We start from the raw sequence: 21,956 nt of genomic DNA, 5'->3' as shown, positions 1-21,956 counted from the left end.
CTGAAATAGAATAATGCAAATAAAACAGATTGGAATTTATTAATCCATAAGACAAAAAACGTATGACCGAAAAAGAAAAATGTCAATCAGGTCTTTTGTATGATGCAAATTATGATCCGGAGCTTCTTGCAGAGAGAGTTGCATGCAAAGAGAAGTGCTACGACTTTAATAATCTACGACCTTTACAAAAGAAAGAACGTGAAACCATAGTCCGCCAGTTATTTGGTCGAACAAGTAATAGTTTTACAATAGAATCACCCTTTCATTGCGATTATGGTTATAATATTGAAATAGGGGAAAATCTCTTCATCAATATAAACTGTATCATCCTTGATGAAGCAAAAGTTATATTGGGGGATAATGTGTTTATTGCTCCCGGTTGCGGGTTTTATACAGCCGGACACCCTTTAGATGCAGAGCGGCGTAATAAAGGATTAGAATTCGCTTATCCAATTTCAATCGGAAATAATGTTTGGATTGGCGCACATGTCTGTGTATTACCGGGTGTTACTATTGGAGACAATACGGTTATAGGAGCAGGAAGTATAGTTACCAAAAGTATTCCGTCCAATGTTTTAGCTGTCGGAAATCCATGTAAGGTAGTCCGGGCTATCACTGAAGGAGATAGACGGAAATATACATAGTTGAGAAGAATGAAGAATGAAAATAAAAAAATAATTTACTGCTTGCCGCTTAGCATTTTAACGAACTGCTGAATGTGCTGAGAAAAGCAATATGAGGTCAAAAGAAAAGTATATGTGGACATAGTCGTCCCAATTATTATCGGGAACTTTGTCGCGATAATAATTCAAATTCATAATTATTAATAAAGGAGAAATAAATGAAATACATAGTAACAGGAGTGGACGGAAAACTGGGTGGAAGAGTCGCAGAAAATATGCTGAAAGAGGTAGGTCCTAAAGACTTAATTTTTACTTGTCCAAATATTGACACATTAAATCCGGAAAAAAAAGAGCGTTGGCAGGGGCTTGGAGTAAGTGTAAAACAGGCTAATTATGATCATGTCGAAGAAATGACAGAAGCGTTTGCCGGAGGAGATCGAATTTATATTGTTTCCGGGGTGTTGATTGGCGACATCAGGGTGCGGCAGCATAAAAATGTGGTGGATGCCGCCATTGCAGCCGGGGTAAAACATATAACATATACTTCCTGCTTAGGTGCCAGCGATCCGGCATACAAGCATGTATATGTAACACCGGATCATACCACAACTGAAAAGTATATTAAAGAGAAAGCGGCAGAAACGGGTATTTCATATAACTTCATGCGGGATAATCTGTACCTGGAAAACTTTCTTACAACTTCTGTAATTCTGGCTTTAAAGGCAGACAAAAAGTGGTATACTACGGCAGGTGAAGGAAAGGCTACCTTTATAGCAAAAGATGACTGCGCAGGGATTGCCACAGCTTTGCTGCTGGGAAAGGGAGAGCACAACGCGGCATATAACGCATGCGGATCCGAATCAATTTCCGAGAGAGATATTGTGAATTTAATCAACGAACTATCCGGTTTGGAAATCGAATATTGCCCTGTCAGTCATGATGGGTTTTTTAAACGTTTGGATGAACAACATATCCCCAGAGACAGCAGCGGTGACTTTTCCAAATCTCCGGTTCCGTGGTGTGGAAACGATATGGTTACAAATGAAGCCAGCATAGCAGAGGGGCTGGCGGATGTGAAAAGTGATGCTGTGGAAAAACTGACCGGTCAAAAACCAAAAACCGCGCGAGAGATTGCACAGAATTACAGTTATATTTGGGAGCAGAACATCACAAATTGGAAAGATATCAAATAACTTCTAAAATAAAGGAAAAATGAAAATGAGAACCATTCGTAGATTTTTAACAACTCTGTCGCTGCTGATCATTTCAGCAGGCGGAATACTTCCCGCATCGGCACAAAGCGCGGCGCACAGCCAAGACGCGAAAAATAGCGGAAATATACCGGAAGCAGTTCCATCCGAAGGGATTAAAAACTGGCTTTCCGATCATCCGTTTAATCTTGTGAAATACTCTTTGCCGGACAACATACTGGAAGAAGAGGTATTTATCCCCATGAGAGACGGAATAAAGTTGTGCGCGACCGTATTTCGGGAAAAAGGTGGCGCTCCCGTTCCGGCTATCACCACAGCCACTCCGTATGGTAAAGATAATTTCAACCAATGGGATTTATTTCGGGACCCGCCGGTAGGAACTGTACCGGGTGGCGGAGGTTTTTATATGGGAGATGTAAGAATTTCAGACCGAACTCCTTTTGAGGCGCCCGATCCCGGTTTTTGGGTGCCGAACGGCTACGCCGTAGTGATAGTAGACCTGCCCGGAGTTGGAAAGTCGGAATCGAATCCGTCGGCAAACATCAGCCACCACGACAGATGGATAGATATAATGAACTGGATAGAAAAACAGTCGTGGAGTACTGGAAAAGTCGGAATGAGCGGCGTGTCTGCGCTTGTTGCTACGCAATGGATCGCGGCGATGTCTCCGGCGCCAAAACAGCTGAAGGCATTTATCGCCTGGGAAGGAATCAATGAAAACGGCCCGGGTGGAGGATATGGCGGCATTCCGGAGAAAAATTTCGCCCCCTGGATAGCGAAAGACCTGCGCGGTCCATACATAAACCCGAACACTGCCGAGCCGGAACTTGGACCGGACGACTGGGATTTCAATGTTTCGACCATAGAAGTTCCCGCCCTGATATGTGCAAGTTTTTCCGATCAGGAATTGCATACTTGGGACACTTTCAACGCGTTTACCCGGATTCAGTCAAAAGATAAATGGCTGTATAATCACCGCCGGCAGAAGTGGGCGGTCTATTACAGCGAAGAAGCGCTCAACTTGCAGAAACGTTTTATGGACAAATACCTGAAAGACGAGCAAAATGCGATGGACGGCGTACCTCTTGTCCGCTTGGAAATAAACAAAGACCGCTTCAATTACAAAGTGGTTGAGACAACCGATTGGCCCGTACCGGGTACTGAATACAAGAAATTGTATCTGAATGCCGCAAATGCATTGACATCCAATCCTACGGATCAGTCAGCTACCGTTGCTTTTAATTCATCTCCTGTCGGAAATTCGGAAAATCGGGCTGTATTCGATTATATTTTCACTCAAGATGTAGATATTGTCGGTTATATGTCGGTGAAACTATATATAGAAGCAATAGATGCCAATGATGCCGATTTATTTATTGGAGTGGAAAAGTTAGATAAAAATGGCGATAAAGTCTATTTTTTCAGCAGTTCAGGCGGTAACGCCAACGGTCCTGTATCAAGAGGTTGGCTGCGCGTATCAAAGCGTGAACTGAATACAGAACGTTCCACTCCGTGGCAACCTATATTGTCTATGCAGAGTAATCAACCGCTAAAACAGGGGGAAGTTGTTGAGGTAAACATTCCTATAATGCCATCAGGAACTACATTCCGTGCCGGAGAAACCCTTCGTCTTGTTGTACAATCCTGGTCAGTGCCTGGACAATGGGAAGGTGGAGAAACTCGTGATTGGGATACAGTATCTGCTGAAGTAAAATTGCATATAGGCGGGAATTATAATTCATATCTTCTTATTCCTGTTGTCTCTTTTTAGCATTCTGCCTGTGAAGTTTAATCTGTGAAAATTAAGTTCTAAGAGGCGATAGTATTGTAATAAATAAATTCTATAACGTATTGAAAAACACCGATTTCCGAGGAATACCGATAGGTAGCAGACTCTTGCTGGCACGGAGTTTCGACTCCGTGCCATATAAGAGTTTGGTTTTCAAAATAAGGCATAGGTTTGGAAACCTGCGACAACGGGGCTGTTTTCGAAAAATACATTATATCTTTATAGATTCAAGGATGGATATTTATAATTTTTATTTATAGTTAATTACCTCAATTTTTAAGGTGTAAAATCTACACTTTATGTTTTCTAAATTCTAAAGGAGTCATCCCTGTGTATTTTTTAAAGTAACGGGTAAAATAAGATGAATTAGGAAAATTTAATTCATCGGATATCTGTAAAATACTCGCATTGGTGGAATTCAACATAATCTTGGCTTCTTTGATGATAAATTCACAAATCCATGCATAAAGTGTCAGCCCCGTAACTTTCTTAAGAATCTTTGTCAAATATTTGGTTGACAGGTATAGTTTGTCCGCATAAAAATCCGGTTTCCGTTCTTTCCTGTAGAAAGTGTGTAGTAATCTGAAAAAGTCGTCGGTTACTTGTTCTTGATGCGTACTCTTAACATTTACTGTTTCTAACGAATAAATATAACTGGCTTCTGCTACCAATATGTAAAGGCTTGCTTTGATAATATTTATTCTGGATGGATGTTTATCCCGCTTATATTGATCCTGAATATTTCCGTAATACTTTTTAAATAAAGTAAAATTGTTCTTATTAAGAAATATACACGGAAGCCTTTCCATTTTTTCAGCCACATTAGGTTGCAGCATCAATGGGAAGTCTGCCATAAAGTCAAGCTTAAAAGTGATACGTTCAAATTGGAACTCGTCTGATTGCTCCGAAAAGGTATAGGATTGGAATGGGGCAATGGAAATGAACATTTTTTGGTGGGCGGAGTAATTTTTCCCATTTGTATGAATTATCGCCGTCCCGGATAAGATGAGAATAAATACGAGTCCATGCATTGGTGTATGTGGAAACTGTTGCTCTGCAAATTTGGTATCATTCCCTACCAATGATATCGAAAAGTTATCAATGATATAATTATCAATTACTTCACAAGTTATTTGTTTTGTTGTTTTCATATTTTCACCAATATGCAAAGATACTAAAAAAGCCCATATAAGGATATATTGAGCGTATATGTGGACGATATAAATCAAAAAAATATGATGAATTTTGCACGATTTATTAAATATAAAAGATATGGGAAGATTAAATAATACCAATTCACAAGCTTATCTATTGGCTCTGGTTGCTTTGCTGGCTGCAATAGGGCCTTTCGTTACCGATTTTTATTTGCCGGCTTTTCCTCAAATGAGAGAATTTTTCGGAGTAAACGCCTCGATGATACAATTGAGCCTTACAGCCTGTATGGTAGGTCTTGCTCTAGGACAACTGTTTATTGGTCCGTTGAGCGATAAATATGGAAGGAAATTACCACTGCTGGTAAGTATTTCAATTTTTATTGTCTCGACCATAGCCTGCATTTTTGCATGGAGTATCGAATCGTTTGTCGTGTTTCGCTTTATACAGGGACTTTCAGGGTCGAGTGGAATTGTAATATCAAAGTCGATTGTGGTGGACAGTTATGAGGGGAAAAAGATGGCTGATTTCTTTTCCATGTTATCGCTCGTACAAGCCATAGCGCCTATTTTTTCGCCTATAATGGGAGGACTTCTGTTGAACGTAACCGACTGGCGGGGTATATTCGTCACGCTTGTTCTTATCGAAATCATAATGTTGTTTTTTGTCGCGCGTTTCAAGGAGTCTTTGCCGGTTCAGAAAAGAAGTACAGGAAAAATACTGAATACATTTAAAGGATACGGTATTGTGTTGCGCAATAAAAAATTTATGAGTTTTACCATGGTTCAGTTTTTTGCCATGGGAATACTGTTTGCTTACATTGCTTCATCACCATTTATCTTTCAGCAGTCTTATGGTTTGTCTCCACTTCAATATAGTCTGTGTTTCACGGTTAACGGATTGGCCATTATGTTGGGACATGCGGTAGTTACCAAATTTTCAAGCTCCGGAAAAGCATTGATTACAGGAACACGATTGATCGTGCTTATGGGAATACTGCTGGCGTTGACGTTGACATTACAATTACCTTTACTCGTACTTGAAATCGTAATGTTTGTATTCCTTATTGCGGTGGGTATGTTGCTGCCTACTTCTTCCACTTTGGCGTTAGGGCTTGAACGAAACAATTCGGGAAAAGCATCTGCTGTTTTAGGATTTCTGGGTTTTCTTGCCGGGGGACTGGCATCGCCATTGACCGGATTGGGTAATATATTGTATTCAACAGGGGTGATAATTCTTTTCTGCTGTTTATGTAGCGCATTTTTTGCATACAAAGCAATCGGGAAAAGAGAAAAAATAGCAGAAGCATCTACTACCAATGAAGATGCGTAAGAATATTAGTAATTAAAATAATTAGATAATTATGGAAAATAAAATCGTTTCATTGGCAATTCATAGGGAAACTAAAGCCAATATAATGAGAGACCTTTTGGAAAATAACGGAATCAAGGTATTTCTCAAAGAAATCCAATCCGACACATTAAGTTTTTCCGTAGGGATATTTGAAAAAGATATTGCGAAAGCTCTGGAAATTATTGAAGACAACCGGCTTTTTAATTACAGTAATAAAGAAATAGCAAAGATTGACGACGGCAGAAAACGAATCCTGGTTCCGGTAGATTTTTCGAACGATTCGTTAAAAGCCTGTAGATTTGCTTTTAGCGTTGCCAAATCAATCGGAGCCAAAGTTAAAATCCTCCATGTTTTCGACAGAGTATATCCTGTGCAGATACCTTTTATAGGAATGACTCAAGAAGACAAAGAAAAAAATGAGGATTTGCTGACTAAATCACGTAAGAAGATATTGGACTTATGTAATAGTATTGATAAGGAAATCTCAGAAGGAATATTACCTTCCATTAATTTTTCTTATGCGCTGCGAGAAGGAGACGCGAGGGGTGAAATAGACGTTTTTATTGATGAATACCAACCGTCATTGGTTGTAATGGGGACACGCGGCGTAGGTGCAGGAAGCAAGTCCTCCGACTATATCGGAAGTAGTGTTACCGCCGATATAATTGAAACAACTAATGTCCCGATTATAGCCATTCCTTATTCATCTTACATCAATGATGTAAAAGATATAAAACACCTTGTTTTCTTGGTAAACAATCTGAGTCAGGAATTAACTTTTGACAATCTGGTGCATTTATTGAATTTAAATAATCCGTTCAAAGTTACAGTTGTTCACCTCAATATAGCCGGAGAAAGTATCATCTGGGGAGAATCCGAAATTCAATCTCAAAGAGATATAATTCAAAGACAATATCCTGGTCGAAATATTGAATCCAAATTGGTTGAAACCACGGGTGTTATTGAAGGCATAGATGATTTGTTGAAAGATATTAAAGCGGATATGATTGCTTTAAACACGAAGGAACGAAATATCTGGGGGCTTATATTTAAGCCAAGTACTTCCCGGAAAATCATATCCCAAATAAATACAAGCATAATGATTCTTAGAAATTGATTGAACATGTAAAGCATAAAACGATACTTTTTTTGATAAGAACAAATTATTCACTATCAAATTTTATGCTTACCTTAAGTTTGCATGAAAACGTTTAGATGAAATAGGAATGATAGTTTTGTATAAACTGAATTAGTTGAAAGAAAGGGAGGCAAAGTGTGAACCAATTTATGCGCTGAATTGATGCTTCATATTCATAATCGGACTCTTTACCTTTCCTTGAACTGAGACCTGAATAAGAATTTAACCTTTTATTGTTAAGGTAGCTAGGGTAAGTTCAAGTTCCTTTCCTTCGATTGATGTTCAAAAACAAAAATATGGAAAATTTTTATTTTATCGGTGTAGATGTATCTAAAAGAAAATTAGATTTCTGCGTAATGCTCCAAGGTAAGGTTTTGCGAGAGGATCAAGTCAGTAATCATCAACAAGCAATTAAAGCTTTGATTAATGAGTTTAAAAATGATTTAGGAATGGATAACAACCAGTTTTTGATTTGTGCTGAACACACGGGACAATACACATATCCTCTAATATGCGCCTGTAAATTACACGAATGCAAACTATGGTTGGAGAATCCATACCAGATCAAATATTCTTCTGGTATGCAACGCGGTAAGAACGACAGGATAGACGCAAAACGTATTGCTCTTTATGCATCTCGTTTCGGCGATAAGGTTCGCTATTATGATGGCCCAACCGAGCAGATAGAACGCCTTAAGCAATTAGAACGAGAGCGTGATCTTTACACCGGACATTTAGCTGCGTATAAAGCACAGCTAAAAGATCAGAAAGATTTTATGCCTGAAGATATTTATCAAAGGAAAGCTAAACGGCTGGATAGTGTAATGAGGAATCTTCAAACAGTAATTGCGAGCATTACGACTGAAATGGAGAACATTATTCGTTCGACGGAAGTATTGTATAGGCAGATGCAACTGTTGATGTCAGTGGATGGTGTAGGTAAAGTTGTTGCTCTAAATATGATTATTGAGACTGGTGCTTTTACTCGTTTTAATGATTCAAGGAAATTCTGTTGCCATGCAGGAGTAGCTCCGTTTTCATACACGTCCGGTAGTAGCCAACATTCGAAAAACAAAGTCTCACACAAAGCCAATAAATCCATAAAGAGACTATTACATTTGGCAGCTGTGTCTGTGATACATAAAACCGGGGGACAACTTAAAGAATATTATCTGCGAAAAGTTGATGAAGGGAAAAATAAAATGCTAGTAATTAATGCGCTAAGAGCTAAAATCGTAGCACGGATGTTTGCAGTTATAAAAAGAAATGAATTTTATGAACCTATTTATATCTAAAAAACTTGCAAAAATCATAAGAATATGAATGATTTATTTATTTCGAGATTTTTCGGCCTATTAACCGAATCCTCACCAGTATCAAACGAAGAAATGAAAACCGCTTATGAACATTTTCTGAAACAAGTATTAACTTTAGATCAATCCGAAACTGATTATTCGGTAATCTTTCGGACACTGAATTTGACTCGTATAGAGCTTAACTCGTTACAGGCGCAGATTTTATACGAGGAGGGAAAAAAATGCCCCCAAATTTACTTATTTAAAAAGAGCATTAGCTTTTGTCATTTCGGAATTAAGACTCTTAAATCTCAAAATTCTCTATCCCGAACAGTTTTGTCAATCTGAATCACGACCATCCCAACACAATCTACACATAATCCCCAAGTCGAAAGGCTTGGGGATTATTGGTATGGCCGAAATTGTAATAAGTATCTTTCTGTCGAAAGAAATCAAAGACAGAAATGGCAAACCCGCTTCACTAATTCAGCTAGCAAATGTTTTTGAATACGTTTTCAATTTCAGTTTCGGAAGTATATACGATAAACGTGCAGAAGTATATAACCGTAAGGCTTGTAATCTTACGAAGACATTAAGTTTTCTAACAAATGTCTTAGAACGAAGTAGAAATAACAAACCGTCTGATAAAAATGAAAAAAAATGATTTTTCAATCAGCTGGATATTAGATGATTATTTGTTTATTATCGGGTAGTAGTTAACTACTACCCCTGTTTTTGCATGTTTAATCAGTCGATCTTTGTACCAAATCAATAAGTTGCGGGTATGAAAATAGTAACTATAGAATCAGAAGCTTATAAAAAGCTGGTGCAAAAAATCGAATGGATTTATTCCTATACAAAAAAGAGAGAGGAAAAGAATGCAACCTTGCAAGCCAACCCGTCTGAGGTTTGGCTAGACGACCAAGATGCTGCCGCTATATTGCGGGTAAGTAAACGTACCATGCAACGGCTACGCAGTAACGGAGAAATAACTTATTCAATCAGAGGCAATAAAGCGTGGTACGCGCTGGCAGAGGTTAAACGTCTGTTATCCGGTCGTGTAGTAAGAAACGATAAACAGGAAGGAGGTAAGCCATGAGTGAGGACGAAGGATTAAGAAATTGGATGCGGGAATGGTTCGAGCAATTCATGGGGCGTTTTGACCGACTGGATAAGTTTATGGATATAATGAGCGGGCGACATAATGTACTGAACGGCGAACGGCTTTTGGATAATCAGGATTTGTGCCAACTGCTGAACGTTAGTAAGCGGACTTTACAGCGTTACCGTTCTGCGGGCGAATTAACCTATATAACCATTCATCACAAAATATTTTATACGGAGAAAAATGTAGAGAAATTCATACGTGACCATTTTGCCAAAGGTGATAATAATAGTGAAACAGAACTTGAACCGGAACCATCTGATTAGCTTTTCTGATTTATCCATTGTTTATACCCCGTACTGTTGTGAAATAGAGCGGGGTTTGTTATTATAGGAGGCGAAAATAATGACTGACACCCAATTATTTACTATTTTTGTAAATGAAGAATCGAATTATAGTTATAAGATATGGGACGTTATGATCGTTCAATAAAAATCGCATTTGACAAAACATCAGGAGAAATCCTTGATGCGGATGAAGTCTTTGATATAACTAAAGATGCCTTTCAAATAAGAAAAAAATATCACGAAAAGAACCTCATACTTTCTTGCTGTGAATGCGAACAGGATTTAATGGTTTCAGGAAGCAAATATGACAGATTACACTTCAAACACAAATCGGGACATGGTTATTGTATTTTAGCTGACGGAAAACTTACACCGCAGGAACACGAAAGATTTACAGAAATTTTAAAATCCAAAGAAAGCGACAGGCACAAAGAACTTAAAACCAAAATCGGAGAACTTTTAAAAAGTGTACCAGATGTTGATGTGAATACTATTTCTATTGACAACAGGTTTATTGTCAAAGAAGATGGTAAAAGAAAACCTGACGTTTATTGTAAATTTCAAGATAAAGAACTTGTATTTGAAATCCAATTGTCTGATTTATCTCTTGGCTACATTTTAAGCCGTTACAAGTTTTACAAAAAGCATGGAATGTATCTGATTTGGATACTTGATAATTTTGACATACATAATCAAGGGACATTAGAGCGAGATATAAAGTATTTGACGGAATATGAAAACTTCTTTAAACTTGATGAAAAGTCTGATACACTTAGACTTGAGTGTGAATACAAATTTCCATTTTTGACAGATGACAATAGGGTTCTTACGAAGTGGCTTAAAAAATCTGTTTCATTAAGCGAGTTGAAATTTGACAACGAAGTTTTTCAAGCATATTTTTATGATTTTGGTGATAATAAAGCAAAAATCGACACTCTTCAAAGACAAAAAGCAGAAGAAATTAAGGAAAGTGAAAGAAAGAGGCTTGAACAAAAGAAACTTGAACGGGCTGAAAGAAAAGCGGAGAATTTAGTCACTAAAATTGCTGACTTCCGAAAACGAAAAATGCTAATCTTCAATTCTATTTCAAGTGAAGTTCGTGAAATGAACGATTTTGAAATAGGAATTCTAAACAAAGTTCTGAACTTAAAAGGAAAAATAACTGCCGGGAAACCTCCCTTAATTAAATGGATAGATGAAGCCCAACAGAATGATGTTGCTTTTCTTGAATTTATTCTAAAAACAAAAGAAATTGAACTTGACATAAATACGGTTGATAATACTGGTAGAACCCCATTGCAGGCGATATTTCAGAATAAAAATATTCACAAAACATTACCAGTATTATCTTTATTGCAAGTCGGTTACAAGATGACTGAAAACGATCATTTAACCCTTTCTGAACTACTTGAAAAACAAAAAATATCAGTTACAGATTTTCACATTTTCAAAATCTGCAATAACCTAACTGATAGAAATCTTGTTCCTAATGCATATCAATTTTCAAAATTGCTTTTTATCGTAGAATCTGCACGTCAGAATGAGTTGATAGCATTCAATTTCACTGGAAATAAATGGATTTCTTTTGCGAACAACGCAATTCAGCATTACAGTGAATATTGGGAGTATATTGAATTAGCATTTAAGCGATTTGGGCTTTGGGATAGACTAATTCAACTTGACACAAAAGCGACTTTCCAGAAAAAAGTTGAGCAATTTTATTCTAATATCCCAAACCAAAAATATGATTTTGACGAAGTGTTTAACGACCTTTATCCCGAATTGGAATATACACTTTGACAAATCTTAGATTGACAGGCAAAAAAGGCGGATTGTTCCGCCTTGATAACCGTTTCCGGTTAGGTCATGAACGCCGGAATACGTAACCGTCATCGAACCAATAGTCGCCTATAAATAAGTCATGGGCGAACTTTTCATAGTCGAAGTAAGTTTTCGCAAATTCTGGCAACTCGTAGCATTCTTCAACGACTTCATACGCATAATCTTCTTCATCCTTGTATGCACCCTGAAAGTCATCCTCGAAAGAGGAAATAAGGTCGTTTATATCTTTGGAACTAAGGTCGTAGCTTTCGTGGTTCAGCCAGACCTCGAATGCCTCTTTTTTCGTATCGTCCATATCGTCTATGGCTTCGATAATTTCAAATATGTTATCGGACAACCAGCTTTCCCCGATAAGAGCTTCGGGTATATATTCCCAATCCTGAAACATTAATTCCGGGTCTTCCTCGTCCTTGTGTAACTCGCGGCAAGCCTCGTAAAATTCTTCTTTATCGGAATAATCCGAAAGGTCTAACCACTTACCTTCTATTGAACCTTCATTATACTTAGCGTAAGTTCCTACATAAATCCGTGCTTCTGATATATTTTCCATAACCTTAATTTTTAATCGGCATCTGCCGGGTTGATTTTTTATTCAGGTGCATTCCCGGTGTAGGGATTAGGGATGTCAAGTATTCATGGACAAAATACAACCTGCAAGCGTGGAGATTTTTCCGTGAACCTGCAAGGCTTGTACTTTACTGCCCGTTAAGATTCCGTAAACACCTTTGCGCCATGATAGAAAATAACCCACCGGGGCAGTTGCCGTATGTGTTAAGGTGGAAAATGAAAGAAGCCGGATTTTTAATGCTTACGCCTATGAATTGAAGGTGCTTACTTAGAAGTGGTTGCCTGCCGTAACCGATAAGGAAGATAAAAGGTGCTGCCGATTCGACCGGACGAAAGGAAGAACCGTTAATAGTATAAGATTGGGAATATCCCGGTTTGTAGGGGAAACGATGTCGCTTTATATGTAAATGCGAGCCTTTAATATGGACGAAAAAAAGGCATCCGAAGCCTTGCCCCGGATGCCCACCACTAAAAGATCAATGTTAAACGACTATTCCGAATCGTAAAACAAAGTCTTTCAGTGGCAAAGATAATGAAGATTTTACTTAGATCGTCGTTTTTTGCTGCCGCCTTTATTTTGCGGGAACTCAAAGACTGTTTTATAGTCCGCATCGAACTTGATTGCTGCATCGAATGTGCTTCCGGTCTTACTGCTTACAAAACCTTTAATAAGGGCGGTCTTGCCGTTCATCAAAAGGTCTGTCAGTTGCCCGTCCGTCAGTTCCTTTTTAGCAATGGAACGCCACACGGTAAGCCCGCAGGATTCATTCTGACACTTGGCGACTTTCTGATAGATAACCACATTTCCGCTCTTACACTTCGGGCAAGGGCATGACTGGCGATTATTCTGCTGTTCAAAAGTCATATCCAGCAATTCAGACGTTATCTGTGAAGCATAGACCTCTATTGCTTTATGGAATGTAGAGGCATCCATATTGCCCGATGCAATCTTATTCAGGGCTTGCTCCCATTGTCCGGTCATGGCAACGTCCGCAATCTTCTTATCCTTTACCGCCAGATAGACCACCAGCCCTTTGTTTGTCGGGACAAGAGATTTTTTCTCGCGTATAATATATTCACGGGAGAATAGCGTTTCAATAATGGCGGCGCGGGTAGCAGGTGTTCCGATACCGCAGTCTTTCATCACCTCGCGTTCTTCTTCGTTTTCTACCTCTTTGCCTGCGCTCTCCATCGCCGCCAGCAATGAACTCTCCGTGTGAAGTGGGCGAGGCTTGGTCTGCTTCTCCTGAATCTCGCAATCGCGGACAGATAGACTATCTCCTTCAATGAGGGCGGGTAAAACTGCCGTATCGTCCTCATCGTTTGGCTCGTCCTTAGAGTTAAATACTGACCTCCAACCGGGGACGAGCGTAACGCTTCCTTTGCAGGAAAAGTGTACGCCGCCCGCGTCAAGCGAAACGGTGGTGTTCTCTTTGATGCAACGTTCGCCGAAGGCTTCAAGCATACGCCCGGCAACCATATCGTAGATAAGCTGTTCATCTTTGGATAATCCCGAAACGGGATCTTCCGTAATAATCAGCGCATGGTGGTCGGTGACTTTACTATCGTCCACCGAACGGGTATTAAGCGTAGTGTCAAACCTACTGTCGATATACGCTCCGAAATCGGGATGCGAACGAAGCATAGCGATCAGGTGCGGAATTTCCTCCAGCACATCTTCGGAGATATAGCGGCTGCCTGTTCGTGGGTACGAAATCTTTTTTACTTCATATAATGCCTGTGCAATCGTCAGGGTCTTATCTGCCGAAAACCCGTACTTGCTGTTGGCTTCTTTTTGAAGTGTGGTAAGGTCGTAAAGTAAGGGCGGTTCCTGTTTGACCTCCTTACACTCCACTCTGGTAACTCGTACCGCATCGACAGCTTTGACCTGTGTCGTTACTTCTTCGACATTACTTCTACTATCGAACTTATCTACCGAATGAACGGCAAACGCCACAGCATCTTTCGCCGTATGCAGCTTCAGACGGAAATAGGTTTGCGGTTTGAAATCCTTATTTTCAAGGTATCTGCTGCAAATAATCGCCAGTGTCGGGGTCTGTACCCTGCCAAGCGACCAAACGCCATAACCTGCCGAAATAGAAAGTGCCTGACTTGCATTAATGCCGACAAGCCAATCGGCGGTACTGCGGGCTTTCGCCGAAGCATAGAGGTTATCGTAATCGCTTCCCGGACGTAAGGTTTGGAATCCATCACGGATGGCGCGGTCGGTAAGTGAGCTTATCCAAAGCCGCTGAAAAGGAAGAGTGCAGCCCAAATATTCATAGATAAAACGGAAAATATTTTCGCCCTCTCTACCTGCATCGGTACAATTTATAACTTCATCCCCGCTACTGAACAATTCCCTGATTACTTTTAGTTGCTTCATTACGCCGGGATCGTTCTTATACTCCTTGCCCTCTTTTACCTGACGGGGCAACAGCTTAAATTCTTTCGGGAGTATCGGCAGGTTCTCACGCTTAAAGCTCTCGATACCGTAATGTTCCGGCATGGCAAGCCCGACCAAATGCCCGAAAGCCCATGTAACGGCATACCCGTTACCCTCTATATAGCCATCTTTTTTATTGTTTGCGCCGACTATGGCTGCTATACTCTTAGCCACAGACGGTTTTTCTGCAATTATAATTTTCATTTTAACATTGATTTTTTAGTGGTTGATAAAACAGATTACATCTTGCGCCCCTTGCCTTTCTTCGGGGCGGCAGGAGATTGTTTTTGTTCCTGCTTCTGCTCTTTTTTCTCCGCCTGCTTTTCGGTGGGCTGCGACTGACCTTTCTTTAGCGGTTCGGTCGAATGCTTGGTCGCTTCGTTGGTCTTACCCTCGTTATTGACTGCGACTTGCGTTTTACTCTCTGCGGCGGGTTTAACGTTCTGTGTATTCTGCGCCGCCTGCTTTGCCTCGATAGCCCGTACCTGATCGGGGTGCTTGGTGGTATGGCGAACCTTACCCCTGTTTTCGTCAATCCATACCCACGCATTGTACTTCTGTCCTTTCTGGTCGGTGGCTTCGACCTTTTGCACTCCCGAAGCATCCGGCTGTTGTTTGGGTTTCTGTGCTTCCATGTCCTTGACAAAGACAGGCTCTTTGTTACACAGCTTGTCGAAATCTTCACGGGAAAGTTGTACGCCGCCCTGCTTGGAATAGACCCATATCTCACCGAGTTTGCGGGCTTTAGGCATTTTCTGTTCCTGACCTTCTGCCTGCCCCTCGCTCTGCTTGGCTCGCCGTTCTTGGTTGAACTGCTGGCGTTGTTCATCGCTGAACTTGAAATCGAAATTCTTGCTTACAGCGTTGTACTGCACGAAGCGGTCAATCTTCTGTGGCTGTTCGCCCTGCTTCGTTTTCTTATCCATACCCTCAATCCAAACGGCTTTACCCTCTTTCAGTCCTTGTTGTTGTTCATCGGAAAGCGGGGCATTTTTCAAGGTCTGCGGAATATAAATATCCTTCAACGCCATAGCCTCGAAACGATTTGTTAGTTTATCAAGGGAGATAAGCGAAGGTACTTTCTCGCCTCCGGCTACGGGTTCAAGGTCGAACACACGCCCGCCGTGTCCTGTCTTTTGGAACTGTTCTTTATCCTGATCGGTAAAGACAACTCCCATGAATGGCTTTTCAAAGTCGGGTTGCTCCTGCTTGGGATGGGTGGCGATTTTGATGCTGCCGTCCGGCTGTTGTTCCAGCGATAAGCGGGCTTGCATGGGAAATTCCTGTCCGTCAACGGCAGGCTTAATTTCGACCAGACCGGGCGATTTATGCCCGTAAACCATTGCTTTGAAGGCATCTTGCAAGTTCTCACCGGAAAGCCCTAATTTTTCAACCTCTTTCCAGTTGAGCTTATTGAGGTCTAAAGGTTGATACTTTCCTGTAAACTCTACCTCTATGCGTATCTTACCGTCAAATTTGACGCGGTACGGGTCGAGTGCCTTGTCTTTGTGGTCGATACGGATAAGTTTGTCGAGGAAAGCCGCAACCTTATCTACCGCAGACGCGGTAACAGCATAAACACCCGTGTGCGATGGGTGGCTGAACTGTGCCGAAAACTTCTTGAAGAAATTCTCCAACGCATTGCCGTTGGTGTCGATCTTCATAAACCGGTCGGCGTTCTCTTTCTTGGGATCGACCGTTTTTAACTTGCCGTCCTGTTCTCCTGCGATGGCTTTTAACTTGCCATCTTCGCCCTGTGTCAGAAAGACTTTAGGTTCTTCATTTTTTACTTTTTTTTCGTCCATAATAAATATGTTTTTATTCTGCATTAATATTAATGCAGAACGAAAGTAAGCCTAACTAATGGACTGATTGCAAGGTTTTAAGACGGTGGATGCTTGTGTCCGGGGTTGTCTGGGGTTGTTTTGAAATCGGGGTGTTTTTGCTTTCCGTTTTTGTCCTTTAAGTCGAAAATGCAGTTGCAGTTTTTATTGTTTAATATGCTTACAGTTTATACTAAGCCCAAGAATATGTTAAAGAACAATTAAATTCACTATCTTTGTGGTTTATAACATATTGTATTATGATACATCCATTCTTTAATGTGATAGTCCATAAGGACGATGAACTTCCGAACTTACATGGAATATGTGCGGGTTTTGAAAATCGTCTATGGAGAAAAGACCAATTAGTCGATTACCTGTTTGAGTATTTACCGGAATTCGCTTTAACGCATACGGAGTTTTCAAACCTTAATGGAGAAAATGCTGTTGCAACGATACGACAAGTCGTAGCCAATATATATCAAACTAAAAAGTTCAAAAGCAGAGGTGAGTTTGGAGAACTTTTACTGCATGCGATTATTAGAGAAACATGCGATACGATTCCAGCAATAAGCAAGATATATTATAAGGATGGGCCAAATGATACCGTCAAAGGCTTTGATGCTGTTCATGTTGTGTTAGCAGGAGAAGCGTTAGAATTATGGTTAGGAGAGGTTAAGTTTTATCAAAGCATTTCAAGTGCAATTCATGATGTTGTGGAAGAATTGAAGCAGCATATTGAAATTAGATATGTAAAGAACGAATTTGTAGCTATTGCAAATAAAATTGATAACACTTGGCCTCATGCCGAAAGACTTAAAGCCCTTCTAAATCCTCATACTTCTTTAGATGATGTATTTTCTAATACTTGCATCCCTATTCTACTGACCTATGATTCAGCAACATTAGCAAAGCACAATCAAAAATGTGACGAATACATAGCAGAAATCTCTGATGAGTTTTCAAAATTTCATAAAAATTTTAGTGACAAATTAGGTGATTTCCCTTTAACAATACATTTGTTTCTGCTACCATTAAATACTAAGGAAGAGTTAATGAAATCATTAGAAACTAAGTTGAAAACATGGCAGAACCTATGACCACACAAGAACTCCGGACTATATTAAGAAAGGAATTGCCCACTGATATAGATAAATTCCATTTAATAAAACAAGTTGCCGCATTTGTAATGACTAACCAAGTTGTTGGTCAAGAGTTTATTCTGCGTTTATTAGCAAGAATAAATGAATTTCAGGGATTAGAACCCATGATAAGTGGGTTAATAAGACAGGTTGGGCTTTTCCCGTACATGGATGAAGAGAATCTATCTTTTAAAGATGCTATTGCTCATGAATTACACCGTCCTGTTGGATTCAGCGAAAATATAGTATTTCATCATGCTCAAGCCGAAGTGTATTACGCTCTTCTTCGAGGAGAAAATATTGTTTTGAGTGCGCCAACAAGTTTCGGCAAAAGTCTGATTATAGATTCCGTTATAGCTTCTCAAAAGCACTCAAATATAATTATTATTGTTCCTACAATAGCCTTAATAGATGAAACTCGAAAGCGATTATCCAAATTCAAAAACTCATATAAAATTATCACTCATCCAAGTCAATCTTTTGGCAAACGAAATGTCTTTATACTTACCCAAGAGCGAGCAGTAGAAATAATTCCAAAAATTGATGTGGATTTCTTCGTTATAGATGAGTTTTATAAACTTAGTCCTCAAAAAACGGACGAAGAAAGATGCCATGTTCTGAATCAGGTTTTTTATACGTTAGTAAAAAAAGGAGCGCAGTTTTACCTTTTAGGACCTAATATTGAAAGAGTCACAACAGCTCTTTTAGATAATGTTAAATTTAAGTTTATTAGAACAGATTATAAAACCGTTGTTTCCGAACGACATCCAGTAAGAATTAAAGAGGGGCAAGGATCAATAGACCGATTAATCGAGATAAGTTCATCTTTGGATGAACCAACTCTAATATTTTGTCAATCTCCCGCAAGTGCAAATAAAGTAGCAAATGCGTTTTTAAATAGTGGAAAATTTGAAAAAATAAAAGAGAATGATGATTTGGCTGATTGGATAAAGAGTAATTATCATTCACAATGGATTCTTCCCAATTGTTTAGAGCATGGAATAGGTATTCATCATGGTAGAGTTCCTCGTGCAATTGCCCAAAAATGCGTCAAGTTGTTTAATGAAGGAAAAATTAAATATTTGATTTGTACTTCAACTCTAATAGAGGGGGTTAATACTAAAGCAAAAAATGTTATAATATATGATAACAAAATAGCTCGTACAAAATTTGATTATTTTACATTCAACAATATCTGTGGCCGTTCAGGTAGAATGTTCTCCCATTTTATAGGGCATATATATCTTTTTCATGAACCGCCCGCAGCAGAATTACCATTAGTCGATTTTCCGATTTTCTCTCAAAATGATGATGTTCCAGAAAAGCTTTTAATTAATATTGATGAAGACGATTTGAAAGAAAGTTCAAAACAAAAATTAAAGAAATACTTTGAACAAGATATATTATCGAAAGACACATTGAAAAAGAACTCATATATAGATTTAGATAAGCAATTAAAGTTGGCGGGTATCATTCATAATAATATCTCTAAGATATATCGTATTATGAAATGGAATCAATACCCTACAAACGATCAATTAAAATTAGCCTGTATGTTAATCTGGGAGTATTTCATAGCTTCAAAGAAAAGAATATATGGGGTAAGTTCTGGAAAGCAGTTACATTTTAGAATTAACCAATTTAGAGAGGCTGGAAGTATAAAAAACTTTATTGACACCATTGTTAATGAAGTAGATGGTAATAAACCTGATGAAGTTAATGAGGCTATCGAACTATCTTTTGATATTCAACGACATTGGATAAACTTTCAATTTCCTCGTTATTTAATGAGTTTAGGTAATATTGCTAATGATGTTTTTGAGAAGCATAATCTTGCTGCTTGTGATTATTCATACTTTGCCAGTTTAGTTGAATGTTATTTTATATCTCCTTATGTTGTACCAATGGATGAATATGGATTGCCTATTCAGGTCTCAAAAAAAATAGGAGATATAATTCCGATTTCTTCAAATATAGATGAGGCATTAGTACAATTATCGCGTTTTAACCCATCTCCCCAAAGATTCTCTGGAATTGAAAGAGAGTTTATTGGAGAATTTCAAAAATATATATAAGAAAAGAGGCTGTCATACAGCCTCTTTTCTTATATTCCTACTCCTCCTTCGGCAACAAATGCCGCAAATTCTCATCATTACGAATCCGCTCCAATTCATCAACCACAATCTGTTTTGCTTCTGCTTTGATGCGGTCGTAATTCTCCTTAATCATTTCTTTCATGCGATCCACGCCGTTTTCATCTACAAAGTTGGTGATAACAGGGATTTTCTTGTACTCCTTCGTTTCGGCGGCTACCCGCTCGTTATGGACTACGATTTCACAGTGGAAAATCTTCTGCTCTATCCGTTCATCAAAATTGTCCGCCACCGCACCCACGAACATACCTTGTGTAAGATTAGAAATTTTGGAAGGCGGTATGAGGCTATCCATTTGGGTAGAAATCGAGGTCGATTTATCGTTGCGGTTTATTGTCATGGATTGCCGCTTTTGAAGGACTTTCCCGAAGCGGTCGGAAAGTGTTTTCGCCGTATCGCCGACTACTTGTCCGGAAAAGATGTTACCTACCGTGTTCATCACTACGGCGGCTTCTTTATCGCCGTAATCACGCTTTAGCTGCGAAAAGTCCTGAAAGCCCAATAGTACGGCAACCTTGTTGCTTCGTGCGGTGGCTATCAGGTTATCCAGTCCTTTGAAATAGATAGTCGGCAACTCGTCAATGATAACCGAACTTTTCAGCATCCCTTTCTTATTAATCAGCTTCACGATACGGGAATTATATAATCCCAATGCCGCACCGTATATATTCTGGCGGTCGGGATTGTTCCCCACGACCAACATTTTAGGGTCGTCCGGATTATTAATATCCAGCGTAAATTCATCGCCCGACATCACCCAATATAATTGTGGGCTGATCATGCGGGAGAGCGGAATCTTCGCGCTCGCAATCTGCCCCTGCAACTGGTCGGCAGCACCAGATTTCCACGCATCCATGAACGGAGAAAGGTAGTTTTCGAGATCAGGATAAGAGGTCAGGATCGGGAAAATATCTTCGTAGCTTTTGTTCAAAAACTCAATGGCATGGGGAAAAGTACAATACTTCCCATCCTCGTAAATCCGCAAGTACCATATAATAGCGGCGAAAAGGATAATCGGGGATTCCACGAAGAAATCGCCCTGCTTCTGCACCCACGTCCGGTTCAAGTTCAGCATAATCGTATATGCCGATTCGTAGGCATCCGAAATATCATCCATGAAAGAAGGATTAATCGGATTGCAACGGTGCGAACGGCTCGGATCGTCGAAGTTAATCACGTAGAAAGTCGGAACTTTCTCGTAGCCTTCGCGGTTGTTTAACAGGTGGTTATAAGCAATGGTCGAAAGGTCGGGAAACTTAAAATCATAAATATAGCCTGTATAACCTTTCTCAATTTGCTGCTTGATGAACTGGTTTACAACGGCATAAGACTTACCCGAACCCGGAGTACCTAGAACGATAGCTGCCCGGAATGGATTTACAACGTTTATCCAACCTTTCCATTGCTTCTTTTTATACCAGAACTTCGTAGGCAGGTTTACCGAATAATCATTTACCATCAGCTTAGTTTCCTGCATGAACGATTCGTTTTCCGTATTGAAAACATCATCAAACATATTGTTTTTGAGTAGGCGGCTTATCCATGTACCCGCCATCAATAGCAATATGTAACCTACTGAAATGCTGAAAATGTAAAACCCGGCATTGGCTACTTTGGGTAACGGCAATGCCAACAGCCACCAGTTCAAAAAGAACAGGACAAAACCGATACCGAGGCACACATAGATTTTCGTCCATGTAATCTTTTCCTCTTTTACTCCCTTTGTTCCCAGACAGGATAGGGCAAGGAACACTACGGCAAAGATTTTGGTTATCAGAATTGAGCCAAACAGTCCTGCCGTCCGTTGGAAATTTATCAGGATTTTATCGACCACCCCGATATTGATTCCCCACTCGTGCATTGCTTCATAGCAGAACCAATACACATTTATCACTACGAATAGTATAGAGAGCGCACGCATAAAGTCCATTACTTTAGCCAATCCCCTCAGGTCATCTTCATTTTGCATA

16 protein-coding genes are annotated in these 21,956 nt (G+C 39.6%); 11 read left to right on the top strand and 5 right to left on the bottom strand.

Going from position 1 to position 21,956, the window contains the following annotated elements; translation table 11 throughout:
* Positions 1–62: 62 nt before the first annotated feature.
* The 3 genes from BQ8014_RS08975 (at position 63) to BQ8014_RS08965 (ending at position 3,605) form a co-directional block, all read left to right on the top strand.
* Positions 63–644: a sugar O-acetyltransferase gene (locus BQ8014_RS08975; protein WP_080904081.1), complete on the top strand. Its 582-nt coding sequence runs from the start codon at positions 63–65 to the stop codon at positions 642–644.
* Positions 645–841: 197 nt separating this feature from the next.
* Positions 842–1,816, top strand: coding sequence for an NmrA family NAD(P)-binding protein (locus tag BQ8014_RS08970; RefSeq protein WP_080904080.1), 975 nt, complete (start codon positions 842–844; stop codon positions 1,814–1,816).
* A gap of 19 nt (positions 1,817–1,835) precedes the next feature.
* Entirely contained in the window at positions 1,836–3,605 is a 1,770-nt protein-coding gene (locus BQ8014_RS08965) for a CocE/NonD family hydrolase (RefSeq protein ID WP_080904079.1), read from the top strand.
* 308 nt (positions 3,606–3,913) lie between these two features.
* On the opposite strand, the gene BQ8014_RS08960 is transcribed toward BQ8014_RS08965, so the two are convergent.
* Positions 3,914–4,774, bottom strand: coding sequence for a helix-turn-helix domain-containing protein (locus tag BQ8014_RS08960; RefSeq protein ID WP_080904078.1), 861 nt, complete (start codon positions 4,772–4,774; stop codon positions 3,914–3,916).
* Positions 4,775–4,895: 121 nt separating this feature from the next.
* On the opposite strand from BQ8014_RS08960, the gene BQ8014_RS08955 reads away from it, so the two are divergent.
* From BQ8014_RS08955 to BQ8014_RS08920, 6 genes are all read left to right on the top strand, one after another.
* Positions 4,896–6,107 (top strand): multidrug effflux MFS transporter, encoded by a 1,212-nt coding sequence (locus BQ8014_RS08955; protein ID WP_080904077.1) that lies wholly within the window; start codon positions 4,896–4,898, stop codon positions 6,105–6,107.
* Positions 6,108–6,138: 31 nt separating this feature from the next.
* A complete protein-coding gene (locus BQ8014_RS08950) occupies positions 6,139–7,245 on the top strand; it encodes a universal stress protein (protein WP_080904076.1) in 1,107 nt (368 codons plus the stop codon).
* A gap of 317 nt (positions 7,246–7,562) precedes the next feature.
* Positions 7,563–8,561 (top strand): IS110 family RNA-guided transposase, encoded by a 999-nt coding sequence (locus BQ8014_RS08945; RefSeq protein ID WP_080902553.1) that lies wholly within the window; start codon positions 7,563–7,565, stop codon positions 8,559–8,561.
* 784 nt (positions 8,562–9,345) lie between these two features.
* Positions 9,346–9,660: a helix-turn-helix domain-containing protein gene (locus tag BQ8014_RS08930; RefSeq protein ID WP_080904074.1), complete on the top strand. Its 315-nt coding sequence runs from the start codon at positions 9,346–9,348 to the stop codon at positions 9,658–9,660.
* Positions 9,657–9,992 (top strand): helix-turn-helix domain-containing protein, encoded by a 336-nt coding sequence (locus BQ8014_RS08925; RefSeq protein ID WP_080904073.1) that lies wholly within the window; start codon positions 9,657–9,659, stop codon positions 9,990–9,992. The genes BQ8014_RS08930 and BQ8014_RS08925 overlap by 4 nt, the downstream gene beginning before the upstream one ends.
* Positions 9,993–10,133: 141 nt before the next feature.
* Complete coding sequence (locus tag BQ8014_RS08920) at positions 10,134–11,813, top strand: DUF6035 family protein (RefSeq protein WP_080904072.1); 1,680 nt, start codon at positions 10,134–10,136, stop codon at positions 11,811–11,813.
* 64 nt (positions 11,814–11,877) lie between these two features.
* Here BQ8014_RS08920 and BQ8014_RS08915 read toward each other — a convergent pair whose 3' ends face one another.
* The 3 genes from BQ8014_RS08915 to BQ8014_RS08905 form a co-directional block, all read right to left on the bottom strand.
* Entirely contained in the window at positions 11,878–12,405 is a 528-nt protein-coding gene (locus BQ8014_RS08915) for an antirestriction protein ArdA (RefSeq protein ID WP_080904071.1), read from the bottom strand.
* A 558-nt stretch (positions 12,406–12,963) separates the two neighbouring features.
* On the bottom strand, positions 12,964–15,072 hold the full coding sequence (locus BQ8014_RS08910) for a type IA DNA topoisomerase (RefSeq protein ID WP_080904070.1): 2,109 nt from the start codon (positions 15,070–15,072) through the stop codon (positions 12,964–12,966).
* A gap of 35 nt (positions 15,073–15,107) precedes the next feature.
* Positions 15,108–16,673: a DUF3945 domain-containing protein gene (locus BQ8014_RS08905; RefSeq protein ID WP_080905901.1), complete on the bottom strand. Its 1,566-nt coding sequence runs from the start codon at positions 16,671–16,673 to the stop codon at positions 15,108–15,110.
* Positions 16,674–16,951: 278 nt separating this feature from the next.
* Between BQ8014_RS08905 and BQ8014_RS08900 the strand changes: the two genes are divergently transcribed.
* Both BQ8014_RS08900 and BQ8014_RS08895 read left to right on the top strand, forming a co-directional pair.
* A complete protein-coding gene (locus BQ8014_RS08900; protein WP_080904069.1) occupies positions 16,952–17,791 on the top strand; it encodes a HamA C-terminal domain-containing protein in 840 nt (279 codons plus the stop codon).
* A complete protein-coding gene (locus BQ8014_RS08895) occupies positions 17,776–19,908 on the top strand; it encodes a DEAD/DEAH box helicase (protein WP_080904068.1) in 2,133 nt (710 codons plus the stop codon). The genes BQ8014_RS08900 and BQ8014_RS08895 overlap by 16 nt, the downstream gene beginning before the upstream one ends.
* A 37-nt stretch (positions 19,909–19,945) precedes the next feature.
* Here BQ8014_RS08895 and mobC read toward each other — a convergent pair whose 3' ends face one another.
* Positions 19,946–21,955 (bottom strand): conjugal transfer protein MobC, encoded by a 2,010-nt coding sequence (gene mobC / locus BQ8014_RS08890; protein WP_080904067.1) that lies wholly within the window; start codon positions 21,953–21,955, stop codon positions 19,946–19,948.
* Between the last annotated feature and the right edge of the window lies 1 nt (position 21,956).

The organism is Parabacteroides sp. Marseille-P3160, from assembly GCF_900162725.1.
Lineage (GTDB): Bacteria > Bacteroidota > Bacteroidia > Bacteroidales > Tannerellaceae > Marseille-P3160.
This window is presented reverse-complemented; position numbering and strand designations above follow the sequence as displayed.